This window comes from Solibacillus sp. FSL R7-0682 (genome assembly GCF_038005985.1).
Classification (GTDB): domain Bacteria; phylum Bacillota; class Bacilli; order Bacillales_A; family Planococcaceae; genus Solibacillus.
In genome coordinates this window covers 1-17,244 of record NZ_JBBOUI010000001.1, presented here as the reverse complement: position 1 = coordinate 17,244, position 17,244 = coordinate 1, and the positions used below count along the sequence as shown (strand labels likewise).

The 17,244-nt window shown below is 40.3% G+C and carries 8 protein-coding genes and 3 rRNA genes; all 11 read right to left on the bottom strand.

Going from position 1 to position 17,244, the window contains the following annotated elements:
• Positions 1-27 precede the first annotated feature (27 nt).
• The 11 genes from guaB to dnaA all read right to left on the bottom strand — a co-directional run bounded on the left by guaB (position 28) and on the right by dnaA (position 17,244).
• Positions 28-1,494, bottom strand: coding sequence for an IMP dehydrogenase (guaB, locus tag MKZ17_RS00055; protein ID WP_340721810.1), 1,467 nt, complete (start codon positions 1,492-1,494; stop codon positions 28-30).
• Positions 1,495-1,785: 291 nt separating this feature from the next.
• A 5S ribosomal RNA gene (gene rrf / locus MKZ17_RS00050) occupies positions 1,786-1,901 on the bottom strand.
• A gap of 60 nt (positions 1,902-1,961) precedes the next feature.
• Positions 1,962-4,889 (bottom strand): 23S ribosomal RNA (locus tag MKZ17_RS00045).
• A 349-nt stretch (positions 4,890-5,238) separates the two neighbouring features.
• A 16S ribosomal RNA gene (locus MKZ17_RS00040) occupies positions 5,239-6,790 on the bottom strand.
• Together the 16S, 23S and 5S rRNA genes form the textbook arrangement of a ribosomal RNA operon.
• A 460-nt stretch (positions 6,791-7,250) precedes the next feature.
• Complete coding sequence (locus tag MKZ17_RS00035; RefSeq protein WP_445326933.1) at positions 7,251-8,330, bottom strand: HD-GYP domain-containing protein; 1,080 nt, start codon at positions 8,328-8,330, stop codon at positions 7,251-7,253.
• A gap of 221 nt (positions 8,331-8,551) precedes the next feature.
• On the bottom strand, positions 8,552-11,032 hold the full coding sequence (gene gyrA, locus MKZ17_RS00030) for a DNA gyrase subunit A (RefSeq protein WP_340721808.1): 2,481 nt from the start codon (positions 11,030-11,032) through the stop codon (positions 8,552-8,554).
• 30 nt (positions 11,033-11,062) lie between these two features.
• Positions 11,063-12,988, bottom strand: a complete 1,926-nt coding sequence (gene gyrB, locus MKZ17_RS00025; protein ID WP_340721807.1) for a DNA topoisomerase (ATP-hydrolyzing) subunit B — start codon at positions 12,986-12,988, stop codon at positions 11,063-11,065.
• 82 nt (positions 12,989-13,070) lie between these two features.
• A complete protein-coding gene (gene recF / locus MKZ17_RS00020) occupies positions 13,071-14,186 on the bottom strand; it encodes a DNA replication/repair protein RecF (protein ID WP_340721806.1) in 1,116 nt (371 codons plus the stop codon).
• A gap of 3 nt (positions 14,187-14,189) precedes the next feature.
• Complete coding sequence (gene yaaA / locus MKZ17_RS00015; RefSeq protein WP_340721805.1) at positions 14,190-14,426, bottom strand: S4 domain-containing protein YaaA; 237 nt, start codon at positions 14,424-14,426, stop codon at positions 14,190-14,192.
• 167 nt (positions 14,427-14,593) lie between these two features.
• Positions 14,594-15,730: a DNA polymerase III subunit beta gene (gene dnaN / locus MKZ17_RS00010; RefSeq protein ID WP_340721804.1), complete on the bottom strand. Its 1,137-nt coding sequence runs from the start codon at positions 15,728-15,730 to the stop codon at positions 14,594-14,596.
• A 170-nt stretch (positions 15,731-15,900) separates the two neighbouring features.
• Entirely contained in the window at positions 15,901-17,244 is a 1,344-nt protein-coding gene (gene dnaA, locus MKZ17_RS00005) for a chromosomal replication initiator protein DnaA (protein WP_340721803.1), read from the bottom strand.

The window sequence follows — 17,244 nt, the reverse complement described above, 5'->3', positions numbered from 1 at the left end:
ATAGTAACGTTTGAAAGTTGCATGTAATTATTGGATAGAGTAGTTAGGTGCTTCCTTTGTAATTTGTACATCATGTGGATGAGATTCACGTAATCCTGCACCAGTCATTTTAATAAACTGTGACTTTTCACGTAAATATTCTAAGTCTGGAGCACCGCAGTAACCCATACCTGCGCGAATACCACCAATTAGTTGATGGATTGTATCTGCTAATGGCCCTTTGTAAGGAAGGCGACCTTCAATTCCTTCAGGAACTAACTTCTTCGCATCTTCTTGGAAGTAACGATCTTTTGAACCTTTTTCCATTGCACCAAGTGAACCCATACCGCGGTATACTTTGAAACGGCGACCTTGGAAGATTTCTGTTTCACCAGGAGATTCAGAAGTACCTGCTAATAAAGAGCCTAGCATTACAACATGTCCACCTGCTGCTAGTGCTTTAACAATATCGCCAGAATACTTAATACCACCATCTGCGATAATCGTTTTACCGTATTCACGGGCTACGGTTGCAGCATCATACACTGCTGTAATTTGTGGTACACCAACACCTGCTACAACACGAGTCGTACAAATAGAACCTGGTCCAATACCTACCTTTACAACGTCTGCACCAGCTTCAAATAATGCACGTGTACCTTCAGCAGTTGCTACGTTTCCTGCAATAATATCTAATTCTGGATAAGCTTCACGGATATTTTTAATTGTGTTTAATACACCTTGAGAATGTCCATGTGCAGTATCAATTACAATAATATCAACTTGAGCTTCTACAAGCTTCGCAATACGTACCATTGTATCTTTAGAAACCCCTACAGCTGCCCCTACAACTAAACGACCATGCTTGTCTTTTGCAGCATTCGGGAATTCAATTACCTTTTCGATATCTTTAATTGTAATTAAGCCTGTTAATTTTCCTTCTTCATCTACAATAGGTAATTTTTCGATCTTGTATTGTTGAAGAATTTTTTCAGCGTCCTCTAATGTCGTTCCTACTGGCGCTATAATTAAATCTTCCTTCGTCATTACATCGTCAATTTTTAACGAGTAATCTGAAATGAAACGAAGATCACGGTTTGTAATAATCCCTACAAGCTTTTGATCTTCCATGTTATTTACGATTGGAACACCTGAAATGCGGTATTTGCCCATTAAGTGCTCTGCATCGAATACTTGATGCTCAGGTGTTAAGAAGAATGGATTAGTAATTACGCCATTTTCAGAACGTTTAACTTTTTCAACTTCTTCTGCTTGTTCATCAATACTCATATTTTTATGGATAATTCCTAGACCGCCTTGACGAGCCATCGCAATCGCCATTTTTGCCTCTGTAACAGTATCCATACCTGCAGAGATCATTGGGATATTTAACTTAATGTTATCTGTTAATTGTACAGATAAATTAACATCCTTTGGTAATACTTCAGAGTGTGCTGGCACTAGTAATACATCATCAAATGTTAAGCCTTCTTTAGCAAATTTTGATTCCCACATTTTTGTGAATTCCTCCTATTATAAATGAATATTATTGTAAGGTTAACAACGTGGAACTCGACTGTCAAGAATCTGAGAAAAGTAAAATAATTCGGAATATTAGTGCTGGATTTTTATAAGTTGTATTTTATTTCTACTATACTTTTACTATATAATAAAAAACTATTATTCAGTAAATAAATATAAGAATATATATCAAAATATTATAAATTGACGAATATCATCTATTAAATTAGTGCGCCTTTTAATTTTGACAATAAAAAAACCACTGATTCCTCAGTGGTTTGTGTTGCGAAGCGACATCCTACTCTCACAGGGGGAAGCCCCCAACTACCATCGGCGCTAAAGAGCTTAACTTCCGTGTTCGGTATGGGAACGGGTGTGACCTCTTTGCCATCATCACTTCACTATTGAAAGTTTGTTCTTTCAAAACTGGATAAACGTTTCATTGAGTTTTGCAATAAAATGTGGTTAAGTCCTCGACCGATTAGTATTCGTCAGCTCCATACGTCACCGCACTTCCACCTCGAACCTATCTACCTGATCGTCTTTCAGGGGTCTTACTTACTTGCGTAATGGGAAATCTCATCTTGAGGGGGGCTTCATGCTTAGATGCTTTCAGCACTTATCCCGTCCACACATAGCTACCCAGCGATGCCTTTGGCAAGACAACTGGTACACCAGCGGTGTGTCCATCCCGGTCCTCTCGTACTAAGGACAGCTCCTCTCAAATTTCCTACGCCCACGACGGATAGGGACCGAACTGTCTCACGACGTTCTGAACCCAGCTCGCGTACCGCTTTAATGGGCGAACAGCCCAACCCTTGGGACCGACTACAGCCCCAGGATGCGATGAGCCGACATCGAGGTGCCAAACCTCCCCGTCGATGTGGACTCTTGGGGGAGATAAGCCTGTTATCCCCGGGGTAGCTTTTATCCGTTGAGCGATGGCCCTTCCATGCGGAACCACCGGATCACTAAGCCCGTCTTTCGACCCTGCTCGACTTGTAGGTCTCGCAGTCAAGCTCCCTTATGCCTTTACACTCTTCGAATGATTTCCAACCATTCTGAGGGAACCTTTGGGCGCCTCCGTTACCTTTTAGGAGGCGACCGCCCCAGTCAAACTGTCCGCCTGACACTGTCTCCTACCCCGCTAAGGGGCATGGGTTAGAAGTTCAATACAACCAGGGTAGTATCCCACCGACGCCTCCTTCGAAGCTGGCGCTCCGAGATCTCTGGCTCCTACCTATCCTGTACAAGTTGTACCAAAATTCAATATCAGGCTACAGTAAAGCTCCACGGGGTCTTTCCGTCCTGTCGCGGGTAACCTGCATCTTCACAGGTACTATAATTTCACCGAGTCTCTCGTTGAGACAGTGCCCAGATCGTTACGCCTTTCGTGCGGGTCGGAACTTACCCGACAAGGAATTTCGCTACCTTAGGACCGTTATAGTTACGGCCGCCGTTTACTGGGGCTTCAATTCGCAGCTTCGCTTGCGCTAACCACTCCTCTTAACCTTCCAGCACCGGGCAGGCGTCAGCCCCTATACGTCACCTTACGGTTTTGCAGAGACCTGTGTTTTTGCTAAACAGTCGCCTGGGCCTATTCACTGCGGCTCTCATGCGCTTGCACGCTCAAGAGCACCCCTTCTCCCGAAGTTACGGGGTCATTTTGCCGAGTTCCTTAACGAGAGTTCTCTCGCACACCTTAGGATTCTCTCCTCGACTACCTGTGTCGGTTTGCGGTACGGGCACCTCTCACCTCGATAGAGGCTTTTCTTGGCAGTGTGAAATCAGGAACTTCGCTCATACGAGCTCGTCATCACAGCTCAACGTTATAGTGTGCGGATTTGCCTACACACACGCCTTACTGCTTGAACAGAGACAACCAACGCTCTGCTTACCCTATCCTACTGCGTCCCCCCATTTCTCAAACGGTGAGGAGGTGGTACAGGAATATCAACCTGTTGTCCATCGCCTACGCCTATCGGCCTCGGCTTAGGTCCCGACTAACCCTGAGCGGACGAGCCTTCCTCAGGAAACCTTAGTCATACGGTGGACGGGATTCTCACCCGTCTTTCGCTACTCATACCGGCATTCTCACTTCTAAGCGCTCCACCAGTCCTTCCGGTCTGACTTCAACGCACTTAGAACGCTCTCCTACCACGCATACCAACGGTATGCATCCACAGCTTCGGTGAATCGTTTAGCCCCGATACATTTTCGGCGCAGCGTCACTCGACCAGTGAGCTATTACGCACTCTTTAAATGATGGCTGCTTCTAAGCCAACATCCTGGTTGTCTAAGCAACGCCACATCCTTTTCCACTTAACGATTACTTTGGGACCTTAGCTGGTGGTCTGGGCTGTTTCCCTTTTGACTACGGATCTTATCACTCGCAGTCTGACTCCCGTGTATAAATATCCGGCATTCGGAGTTTGTCTGAATTCGGTAAAGCGAGATGCCCCCCTAGTCCAAACAGTGCTCTACCTCCGGTATTCTCAATCACGAGGCTAGCCCTAAAGCTATTTCGGAGAGAACCAGCTATCTCCAGGTTCGATTGGAATTTCTCCGCTACCCACACCTCATCCCCGCACTTTTCAACGTGCGTGGGTTCGGGCCTCCAGTAAGTGTTACCTCACCTTCACCCTGGACATGGGTAGATCACCTGGTTTCGGGTCTACGACCACGTACTAATTCGCCCTATTCAGACTCGCTTTCGCTGCGGCTCCGTCTTCTCAACTTAACCTCGCACGTAATCGTAACTCGCCGGTTCATTCTACAAAAGGCACGCTATCACCCATTAACGGGCTCTAACTACTTGTAGGCACACGGTTTCAGGATCTATTTCACTCCCCTCCCGGGGTGCTTTTCACCTTTCCCTCACGGTACTGGTTCACTATCGGTCACTAGGTAGTATTTAGCCTTGGGAGATGGTCCTCCCGGATTCCGACGGAATTTCACGTGTTCCGCCGTACTCAGGATACACTCAAGAGGGAATGACTTTTTGACTACAGGGCTTTTACCTTGTTTCGCGGACCTTTCCAAGTCGCTTCATCTAAATCATTCTTTTGTAACTCCGTATAGAGTGTCCTACAACCCCAAAGAGCAAGCTCTTTGGTTTGGGCTCTTCCCGTTTCGCTCGCCGCTACTCAGGGAATCGAATTTTCTTTCTGTTCCTGCAGGTACTTAGATGTTTCAGTTCCCTGCGTCTGTCCTCATCACGCTATGTATTCACGTGTAGATACTATCCGATTAAAGATAGTGGGTTCCCCCATTCGGAAATCCCCGGATCAAAGCTTACTTACAGCTCCCCGAGGCATATCGGTGTTAGTGCCGTCCTTCATCGACTCCTAGTGCCAAGGCATCCACCGTGCGCCCTTATTAACTTAACCAAAAGTTAACACTTAAAGCATTCGCTTTAAGATTTGAGTTACACGTCAATGTTACTTGACTTGTTCAATATCTATAAAATAGAAATTTGATTTATTGCTTTCAATGTCGTTTTATCCAGTTTTCAAAGAACAAAGCTACTGACTTCATTCACTTCGTGAATACCTTCCCTGAATTTACTACATGCAGCTTTGCGACGAAAGCGCTAGCGACAGGAGCAAGTACAGTTTGGATTCAATTAAATAAAGCAGTAATTTGAAGTATTCCATTCATTTAAGAATGAACCTTCAAAACTGAACAGCAAACGTTAATGTTTCATTCCCCAAGGGAATGATTCCGAAAAATCCTTAGAAAGGAGGTGATCCAGCCGCACCTTCCGATACGGCTACCTTGTTACGACTTCACCCCAATCATCTATCCCACCTTCGGCGGCTGGCTCCAAAAGGTTACCTCACCGACTTCGGGTGTTACAAACTCTCGTGGTGTGACGGGCGGTGTGTACAAGGCCCGGGAACGTATTCACCGCGGCATGCTGATCCGCGATTACTAGCGATTCCGGCTTCATGTAGGCGAGTTGCAGCCTACAATCCGAACTGAGAACGGTTTTATCGGATTAGCTCCCCCTCGCGGGTTGGCAACCGTTTGTACCGTCCATTGTAGCACGTGTGTAGCCCAGGTCATAAGGGGCATGATGATTTGACGTCATCCCCACCTTCCTCCGGTTTATCACCGGCAGTCTCCTTAGAGTGCCCAACTGAATGATGGCAACTAAGAATAAGGGTTGCGCTCGTTGCGGGACTTAACCCAACATCTCACGACACGAGCTGACGACAACCATGCACCACCTGTCACCGTTGCCCCCGAAGGGGAAACTATGTCTCCATAGTGGTCACCGGGATGTCAAGACCTGGTAAGGTTCTTCGCGTTGCTTCGAATTAAACCACATGCTCCACCGCTTGTGCGGGCCCCCGTCAATTCCTTTGAGTTTCAGTCTTGCGACCGTACTCCCCAGGCGGAGTGCTTAATGCGTTAGCTGCAGCACTGAGGGGCGGAAACCCCCCAACACTTAGCACTCATCGTTTACGGCGTGGACTACCAGGGTATCTAATCCTGTTTGCTCCCCACGCTTTCGCGCCTCAGTGTCAGTTACAGACCAGAAAGTCGCCTTCGCCACTGGTGTTCCTCCAAATCTCTACGCATTTCACCGCTACACTTGGAATTCCACTTTCCTCTTCTGCACTCAAGTTCCCCAGTTTCCAATGACCCTCCACGGTTGAGCCGTGGGCTTTCACATCAGACTTAAGGAACCACCTGCGCGCGCTTTACGCCCAATAATTCCGGACAACGCTTGCCACCTACGTATTACCGCGGCTGCTGGCACGTAGTTAGCCGTGGCTTTCTAACAAGGTACCGTCAAGGTAGCGCCAGTTACTACGCTACTTGTTCTTCCCTTGCAACAGAGTTTTACGAACCGAAATCCTTCTTCACTCACGCGGCGTTGCTCCATCAGGCTTTCGCCCATTGTGGAAGATTCCCTACTGCTGCCTCCCGTAGGAGTCTGGGCCGTGTCTCAGTCCCAGTGTGGCCGATCACCCTCTCAGGTCGGCTACGCATCGTTGCCTTGGTGAGCCGTTACCTCACCAACTAGCTAATGCGCCGCGGGTCCATCTTATAGTGACAGCCGAAACCGTCTTTCAACTAACTGACATGTGTCAAAAAGTATTATTCGGTATTAGCTCCGGTTTCCCGAAGTTATCCCAATCTATAAGGCAGGTTACCCACGTGTTACTCACCCGTCCGCCGCTAACATCATTGGAGCAAGCTCCAAATCAATTCGCTCGACTTGCATGTATTAGGCACGCCGCCAGCGTTCGTCCTGAGCCAGGATCAAACTCTCCATAAAAGTAGTTTGAAAGCTCATTTGCTTTGCTAGCGATTCAACAATTAAGTTGAAATCATTTTTGCTTCATTTAAGAAGCTTGTTATCATTAACGTTGCTTGTTCAGTTTTCAAGGTTCATGTCGTTGTCGTAAGTGACAACTTTTATATCTTACCACTTCTGAAATGTTTTGTCAACACTTCTTTAAAAGTTTTTTATTTTGTTGTTTTTCTCTTTCGAGGTGACAACTTTTATAAGTTTACTACATCCTTTTTATTAAGTCAATCAATTTTTTGTTATTTTTTAACGCCTAATTAATTATCTTGTAAGGACTTTTTATATAATACCAACTTAACTTAAGACCGTCAATAGATTTTTAGAATAAATATCAAATTTTTATGATTCTCTTCTTCTCCTATGCTTTTCTACTATATAAGAGAAAAATCCGATGAAAGCTACTACCCCAACTTTCATCAGCTTCTAACTATACCTCTTTTGTAATTACTCGTGAAATATAAAAACTTCTATTTGTAGAAAGATCAATAATTTCCCCTGTTCTTAATAATTTTACAAGGGGACGTGTTGGTGAGTATTTATTAATAAACATAACTTCACCTAGTTCTAAATTTGATAATTCTATTTTTGTCCCAATAGGCAAATCAACAACAATATCCATTAATGCTTGTACAACCTTTATATCGAACTTCCCAAATTCTTCTTCCTTAATCATTTCGATTACTTTAAATGGAGATTGCTTAGCGCGATAGAAACGTTCACTCGTCATTGCATGGAATACATCAGCTACGGCAATTACTTGTGCAAAATTTGAAATAGCACCACTTCTATCACCATTAGGATATCCGCTTCCATTTAATCGTTCATGGTGCTGATAGATGGCCTCTTTCATTACTTCTTGAATTGCAGGAAGGTTTTTAACTAGCATATAACTGTAATATGGATGCTTTCGAACCTCTGTATATTCCGACTCTGTTAGGGCACTCTTCTTATCTCGTACTCGAGTTGGAATTTTAGACATCCCACTATCAGCTAACATTCCAGCAATCGCAAGCTGAATTGTAATACCACGTTCAAATCCCATTTTCTTTGCCACTATCGATGCAATTAAGCCCGTTGCAATACAATGATGATATAAGTAATCTTTAGGATTAGAATAACTATTTAAATCAAAAATATAAGAACGATCTTCTAATACTTTTTCAATTAAAGGGATAATCATACCACGTACTTTTGTTATATCAATTCTTCCGCCTGCCTCCCAATTCGTAAATTCCTTTTTTAGTTGAGTAATGGCGTCATTATAATATTTTTCAAAACTCGTGTAATTCGGTAATGAAAGAGGGATAATCTGTGTCTCGATTTTAGCTTCAATTATTTCTTCAACTTCAACATCCTTATAAACTAAAATTGTATTTAAATTAAATATCTCAAAAACACGTAAGTGCTCGTGTTTAACTTTTGTGTTTTTAAATATAATTGGATATTGTGTATTGGCAAAAATATCTTCTGCTATAACTTTTCCTAATTGCAAGTCTTCAACTTTCATAAATACCGCTTCCAAGTTCACAACCCCTTAAATCTTCATTTTATTTCTTCAATTGTAATTAATATCGGTAATCTTGAGAAGTTCATTACCATTTATTCGTTTTATTACTTATCTATCCATTTCTTTGTATCTTTCTTATTATATTATACATAACAAGAATGAATTTAAAATAAAAAAAGAGGTTTTGATAGGATATTTATCCTACAAAACCTCTTTTTCATTTATTCTATTTCAGTATTAGATTCCAATTCTTCATCCAAGTCATCCGTATCCTCATCTTTTTTAACACGGGCTACAGTAGCAACAAGCTCATCTTCTGCTAATCGAATTAAACGAACACCTTGTGTGCTACGTCCAATAATTGAAATATCATTTACGTCCATACGAATTAACATTCCATTAATCGTAATTAACATAATATCTTCTGTGCCATCGACCGCTTTTACCGCACACATTTTACCGTTCTTATCAGTAATTTGCATCGTTTTTAAACCTAAACCACCACGGCTTTGTAAGCGATATTCTGACTCAGGTGTACGTTTTCCGTAACCTTTTTCTGTTACAACTAGTATTTCCTGTCCTGGTTCTAAAATTTCCATACCGACAACATGGTCACCTTCACGTAACTTAATACCACGGACCCCAGCTGCAGATCGTCCCATCGAACGTATATCTTCTTCATTGAAACGAACAAGCATCCCCTCACGTGTACCAATAATAATTTCCTTCGTCCCATCTGTTAAATGAACCGAAATTAAATCATCATCCTCACGCAATGTAATGGCGATTAACCCATTTGTACGGATATTTGCAAATTGGTCTACAGGCGTACGCTTTGTTACCCCTGTTTTTGTTGTAAAGATAAAGTAAGCATCTTCTTTAAATTCCGCTACACGAATCATTGCAGTGACATGTTCGCCTTTATCAATGTTTAATAAGTTAACAATCGGTAACCCTTTTGCTTGGCGTCCAAATTCAGGAATTTCGTAGCCTTTCGCACGGAATACCTTCCCTTTTGATGTAAAGAAAAGAATCGTATCATGCGTCGATGTAAATAATAAGTGTTCTACGAAATCATCTTCGTTTGTACCCATACCTTGTACACCACGCCCACCACGTTTTTGTGAACGGTACGTATTAGCTGCTAAACGTTTAATATACCCATTGTGTGTCAATGTAAGAACTGAGTTTTCTCGAGGGATTAAATCCTCGTCTTCAATCATTTCTAAACCGCCAGCAGTAATTTCTGTACGACGCTTATCATTGTATCGCTCTTTAATTTCAGTCATTTCTGTACGGATAATTTCGACTACTTTCATTTCATCCGCCAAAATTGCTTTTAATTCTGCTATTAAAACTAATAACTCATTATATTCATTTTCGATTTTTTCACGTTCTAATCCACTTAAACGAACAAGACGCATATCTAAAATCGCTTGTGCTTGGCGTTCTGATAAATTAAAGCGCTCCATTAATTGAGGTTTTGCTTCTTCCCCACTACGTGAGCCACGGATAATGGAAATGATTTCATCAATATGATCGAGTGCAATACGTAAACCTTCTAAAATATGTGCTCGCTCTTCTGCTTTTCGTAGCTCAAATGCAGTACGGCGTTTAATGACCACTTTTTGGTGTTCTAAGTAATGGTATAGCACTTCTTTTAAGCCTAATACTTTTGGCTGTCCATCAACTAATGCTAGCATATTGACACCGAAGCTTGATTGCATTGCTGTTTGTTTATATAAGTTATTTAAAACAACATTAGCATTCGCATCACGACGAACTTCAATAACAATACGCATACCATTTCGGTCTGATTCATCACGTAAATTTGTGATACCGTCAATTTTTTTGTCGCGTACTAATTCCGCAATCTTTTCGATTAATTTCGCTTTGTTCACTTGGTACGGTAATTCGTGGACTAAAATTGTCTCTTTCCCATTTGAAGCTTGCTCAATTTCTACTTTTGCACGAATTGTTAAAGATCCGCGTCCTGTTTCATATGCTCGACGAATTCCTGAGCGACCTAAAATAATTCCCCCTGTAGGGAAATCTGGACCTGGAATAATTTCCATTAGCTCCTCAGTCGTAATACTTGGGTTGTCCGCTAATGCTAATACACCATCAATTGTTTCACCGAGCTGATGAGGTGGAATATTAGTCGCCATTCCGACCGCAATACCAGATGCACCGTTCACTAATAAGTTCGGGTAACGCGCTGGTAAAACTTTTGGTTCGTTTTCACTACCATCATAGTTTGGATCAAAATCGATTGTATCTTTGTTAATGTCACGTAGCATTTCCATTGCAATTTTTGACATACGTGATTCTGTATAACGCATCGCTGCCGCTCCGTCACCATCAATCGAACCGAAGTTACCATGACCGTCAACAAGCATATAGCGGTAGCTAAAATCTTGCGCCATACGTACCATTGCTTCATAAATTGATGAGTCACCGTGCGGGTGGTATTTACCCATTACATCCCCAACAATACGGGCACTCTTTTTATATGGTTTATCCGAAGTATTCCCAAGCTCTTGCATGCCGTATAAAATACGACGATGTACTGGCTTTAACCCGTCACGTACATCAGGTAAAGCACGCGATACAATTACACTCATCGCATAGCTTAAGAAAGATGATTTAATTTCGGTAGTAATATTTCTTGATTCAATATGTCCGTGTTGAATGTCAGACAAAATAAGGACCTCCTTCCAATTGCACTTACTTTAAACATCCAAGTCTTGTACGTATACTGCATTTTCTTCAATAAAGTCACGACGTGGTGCAACTTCATCTCCCATTAAATGATCAAATATTTTATCTGCTTCGATTGCATCATCTAATTCCACTCGAATTAATGTACGGTGCTCAGGATCCATCGTTGTATCCCATAATTGCGCTGCATTCATTTCACCTAACCCTTTGTATCGTTGAACATTTGGTTTTGGTAATTTTGGCAGGCGTTCTAAAATTTCTTCTAATTCTGCATCTGAATAGCAGTACTCTATATGCTTACCTTGCTTTACTTGATAAAGTGGTGGCTTCGCTGCATATACATAACCTGCTTCAATTAAAGGACGCATGAAGCGGAATAAGAATGTTAATAATAAGACACGGATATGGGCACCATCGACATCGGCATCTGTCATAATGACGATTTTATGGTAACGTGCTTTTTCTAAATTAAATTCTTCCCCAATTCCTGTACCAAACGCCGTAATCATTGCTCGAATTTCAGCATTTGATAAAATGCGGTCTAAACGTGCTTTTTCGACGTTTAAAATTTTTCCACGTAACGGTAAAATCGCTTGGAAATGACGGTCACGACCTGATTTTGCAGATCCACCGGCAGAGTCACCCTCTACAATGTAAATTTCCGATTCCGCAGGGTTTGTTGATGAGCAGTCCGCTAATTTACCTGGTAAGCTGGATACTTCCAATGCAGATTTACGACGAGTAAATTCACGTGCTTTTTTCGCTGCAACACGTGCACGAGCAGCCATCGTCCCTTTTTCAACAATTTGACGGGCTACAGTTGGGTTTTCTAATAAGAATCGTTCAAAGCCTTCAGCGAACAGCGAATTTGTAATTTGACTTACTTCTGAGTTCCCTAGCTTTGTTTTCGTTTGTCCCTCAAATTGAGGATCTGGGTGTTTTACAGAGACGATTGCTGTTAAACCTTCTCGCACATCTTCCCCCGTTAAATTTGCATCAGCATCTTTAATTATGCTTGCTTTACGCGCATAATCATTAATGACACGTGTTAAAGCTGTTTTAAAGCCTGATTCGTGCGTACCGCCTTCATAAGTGTTGATATTGTTTGCAAACGACATAATTGTTGAGCTAAAGCCAGCATTGTATTGCATTGCGATTTCAACAGAGATACCCTCTTTTTCGCCTGAAACATCAATTGGTGCATGGATTGGTTCTTTATTTTCGTTAATATGCTCTACATACTCTCGAATTCCACCTTCAAAGTAGAATGTTTCTGAACGCTCTTGTCCCGTACGTTCATCTGCAATTGTAATACTGATACCACGGTTTAAATAAGCTAACTCTCGAATTCGTGTTGCTAAAATATCGTATTCATATACCGTCGTTTCTTTAAAAATTTCACTATCGGCTTTGAAACGCGTTGTTGTACCGTTACGATCTGTTTCCCCAATAACCTTTAATTTCTGAATTGTATGGCCGCGCTCAAATTTAATTTCGTGTATTTTTTCATCACGGTGTACTTGAACGATTGTTTCACTCGAAAGGGCGTTTACAACTGAGGCACCTACGCCGTGTAGACCTCCAGATACTTTGTAACCTCCACCGCCGAACTTACCACCTGCATGCAGGACTGTCATAATTACTTCAACAGCAGGCATACCCATTTTTTCTTGATTATCAACAGGAATCCCACGACCATTATCTTCTACTCGAATCCAATTATCTTGTTCAATTGTGACTGAAATATTTGTACAATAGCCAGCTAATGCTTCATCGATACTGTTATCAACAATTTCCCAAACTAAATGGTGCAATCCTTTTGAGCTTGTCGATCCAATGTACATCCCAGGGCGTTTACGAACAGCCTCTAAGCCTTCTAATACTTGAATTTGATCTGCATCATATGACTGCTGGACTTTACTTTCTTCTAAAGTCACTATTGTTCACCTACTCTTTCCTTACGATCAGTATGCTTCTTTTTTTTATATTTTCATGCCTTATTTCAACAATACACTCACGTTATTCATCTATATTTCCTTGTTTAACACGGAATAGCTTTGCATGCTGTATTGTGTCATGGTGAATCCCTTCTACACTTGTTGTCGTTACAAATGTTTGAACCTCACCTTGAATAGTATTTAATAAATGCGATTGACGATAATCATCAAGTTCTGATAACACATCGTCTAGCAATAATATCGGTGTTTCTTTTGTTTCTTGTTTAATTAGTTCAATTTCTGCCAGCTTTAAAGAAAGTGCTGTCGTACGTTGTTGTCCTTGAGAGCCGTATACTTGCACATCATAATCATTCACAAAAAACTGCAAATCATCACGGTGGGGTCCAATTAATGTAACACCACGCTCAATTTCACGTTGTTTCACCTCTTCAAGTTTTTGGGCTAAATATTTTATCATTTCATCAGCAGTCCAACTAGCTTCCATTCCTGAAACCGGACGATATTTTATAACTAGTTTTTCTAAACCACGAGAAATGCCAAAATGAATAGGTTCTGCCCATTCTTGTAATAGCTCCATAAATTGAAATCTTTTTCGTATAATTTGTACAGCTGCTTGAATATATTGCTCCGTATAAATATCGAACATTACATCGGTTGCTAAGGATGCTTTTCCTTGATTACTTTTTAATAAATGATTACGTTGTTTTAGTATTTTTTGAAAGGTTAGTAAATCATGTAAGTAAACAGGCGAAATTTGCCCAATTTCCATATCAATAAAGCGACGACGAATTTGGGGGCTTCCTTTTACAATATTCAAGTCCTCCGGGGCAAACATGACTACATTCATCTGCCCAATGTAATTACTTAACTTTGTTTGTTCAAGATGATTGATTTTGCCTTTTTTACCTTTTTTAGAAATCGTTAATTCGATAGGTAAACTACCATAACGCTTTTCAATCACACCTTCTATTTTACCATAATCCGAATCCCAACGTATTAATTCTTTATCGTTCGAAGTACGATGGGATTTTGCCATCGCTAATACATAAATTGATTCCATAACGTTTGTTTTACCTTGTGCATTTTCACCGATAAAAACATTAATTTTAGAAGAGAAATCAAGTGTTAGCGACTCGTAATTACGGTAATTCGTTAGCTGCAAGCGCTCGATATTCATGAATTACATTTCTCCGTTTTCAACAAATTCATCGACAATACGAAAACGTCCCACACCTGGAATATTGATTAAATCTCCGTGACGTAATTTCTTGCCGCGGCGATCTTCTACTTCTCCATTTACATATACTTCATGTTCACTTAAAAACCACTTGGCCATTCCTCCAGAACTAATAGCATCTGTCATTTTCAATGCTTGACCAAGCGTTATATATTCAGTATCAATCTTTAACTCATTCAACGTAATTCATCCTCCACTTAAATAAAGTCTTATCATTCTATCATACCTAAAATTTGTTCATAAGTAAAAAAGGAACGGTCTCAAAAATAAGTTAAGGACCGTTCCTTTTGCATTTGATAGTCAATAATAACCTGACTATGGCAAAAGCCTATTTATAAACTGTTTTATTAGTACGTACGTACAGGTAATATCAATTGTAAAATGGCGTCATCTGCCACTGAACGTAAAATGAATGGACGCATTGCTCCAGTAAATTGAATAATCACATCTTGTCCATCAATTGCTTTTAATGCTTCCATCATGTATTTCGCACTGAAAGAAATTTTTAATGCTTCTCCGTCTAGTGCTTCTACTTGAATTTGCTCTTCTACTTTCCCGATTTCAGGAGAATTTGATGAAACTTCAATCGTGTTATTCTCTAATGTTTCAAAGCGTACAACATTATTGCGGTCTTCACGCGCTAATAAAGAGGCACGATCAATTGCTTGTAATAATGTCTTGCCGTTAATTGTTACATTTGTTTTATAATCATCTGGAATTAATCGAGATGTGTCAGGATAATTGCCCTCTAATAAGCGAGAGAAGAATAAAACATCATCCGTTTTAAATAAAACTTGTTGATTCGTTAACACAATTTGTACTGGATTTTTTGTGTCTACTAAAATTTTATTTAATTCGTTTAAGCTTTTACCTGGAATTACAACTGAAGTAATATCTGTTGGTAAATTTTCTAAATTAACTTTACGGCGAGCAAGACGGTGACTATCCGTTGCAACGCATATTAATTCATTTTGCTCCACTTTCCAGTTTACACCTGTCAACACAGGGCGGCTTTCTGAAGTAGCGACTGCAAACACTGTTTCACGAATTACTGACTTTAATAAATCAGCTGGAATAGAAAATTGACGATCTGCAGCAATTTCAGGCAGCTGTGGATATTCAGCTGCATCAGTACCAATTAAATGGAATTCTGATTTACCAGAACGAATATTTGTTGCAGAACCATTTGTTACTTCAATTTCTACATCATTTGTTGGTAATTTACGAACGATTTCGTTAAACATACGTGCTTGTAAAACAATTGAACCTGTTTGTGAAATGTTCATAATTTGTTCGCCATTTTCTTCAACTGGAATAAATGTTTGAATTGTAATATCTGCATCACTACCAGTTAAAGTAATACCTTCGTTTGTTACATCAATTTTGATCCCCGTTAAAATAGGAATTGTCGTTTTTGAACTTACTGCTTTCATGACATCATTTAATCCATCTAAAAGACGATCTCGAAGAATATCAAATTTCATTGTTTTACCTCTCTTATATATTAATTTATTTATTAAAGATATTAATAGATATAGTAATAGGGGCTGTGGATTTGTGGATAACTACTATTTGAGCTAGAAATAACAAACTATTCACATGTTGATAAGTTGTGAATAACGTTTTGATAAATAGCCGGAGTTATTCACAGTGATTATTTACCTAGCATGCTTCTAATTTGTTTAATATCTTGTTGTAATTGTTGGTCTGTTTTTATTAAAGACGAAATTTTTTCATGCGCATGGATTACGGTAGTATGATCACGTCCTCCAAATTCTTCGCCAATTTTAGGCAATGAAAAATCAGTTAACTCCCTTGATAAATACATCGCAACTTGGCGAGGGAATGCAATTGATTTTGTACGTCGCTTTGCCGAAAAATCTTCTAAACGAATGTTAAAATGTTCTCCAGTCGCTGTTTGAATGTCTAAAATTGAAATCATACGCGGTTTTGAATTTGGCATGATATCCTTTAGCGCTTCAGCAGCTAGCTCTGGTGTAACATCTTTGTTCACTAATGAAGAATAAGCAACAACACGGATTAAAGCTCCCTCTAATTCACGGATATTCGTATCGACTTGATTCGCGATATAAAGCATTACTTCGTTTGAGATATCTAAGCGATCTGCTTTTGCCTTTTTACGTAAAATGGCAATACGTGTTTCTAAATCGGGTGGTGCAATATCCGTAATTAGTCCCCATTCAAAGCGTGAACGTAGGCGGTCTTCTAATGTTGGAATTTCTTTAGGTGGTCGGTCACTTGAAATGACAATTTGTTTTGATTCCTCATGTAATGTATTAAATGTATGGAAAAATTCTTCTTGCGTTGATTCTTTTCCTGCTAAAAATTGAATATCATCAATTAGTAAAACATCCACATTTCGATATTTATTGCGGAAATCAATCGCCTTATTGTCACGAATCGAGTTAATAAATTCGTTCGTAAATTTTTCCGATGATAAATAAACAACATTGGCTTTTGGATTATGTTCCTTTACATAATGACCAATTGCATGCATTAAGTGCGTTTTTCCTAACCCTACTCCCCCATATATAAAGAAAGGATTGTAAGCTTTTGCTGGAGCTTCTGCTACGGCTAAACTTGCTGCATGCGCAAAGCGGTTACCAGAGCCAATTACAAATGTATCAAATGTATATTTGGGATTTAGCATTCCTGGTGATATGTCTGCTTGTTCATTCGTTTTTGCTTGTGTAATGGGTGGTGGTAGTTCAAAATCATCTGCAATTTGATCCTTCTGAACGACAAATTTAATAAGCAAGTCTTCCCCTGTTAACTCATTTAAAATGCCAGTAATCATATGAATGTAATATTGTTCAAGCCAATCACGGGCAAAAGAGTTAGGTGCTGAAATCGTAACATTTGTGCCGCTATGCGCAAGCAATTTAGTAGATTTTAGCCAAGTATCAAAGCTCGGTTTTGAAATTTTTTGTTCAGCTTGGGCAAGTACTGTGTTCCATAAATTTTCTAAATGTTCCAA

Coding starts and splice junctions, on each gene's coding strand:
- guaB (WP_340721810.1), bottom strand. CDS start 1,494: ATGTGGGAATCAAAATTTGCTAAAGAAGGCTTAACATTTGATGATGTA.
- MKZ17_RS00035 (WP_445326933.1), bottom strand. CDS start 8,330: ATGAAAGTTGAAGACTTGCAATTAGGAAAAGTTATAGCAGAAGATATT.
- recF (WP_340721806.1), bottom strand. CDS start 14,186: ATGAATATCGAGCGCTTGCAGCTAACGAATTACCGTAATTACGAGTCG.
- dnaN (WP_340721804.1), bottom strand. CDS start 15,730: ATGAAATTTGATATTCTTCGAGATCGTCTTTTAGATGGATTAAATGAT.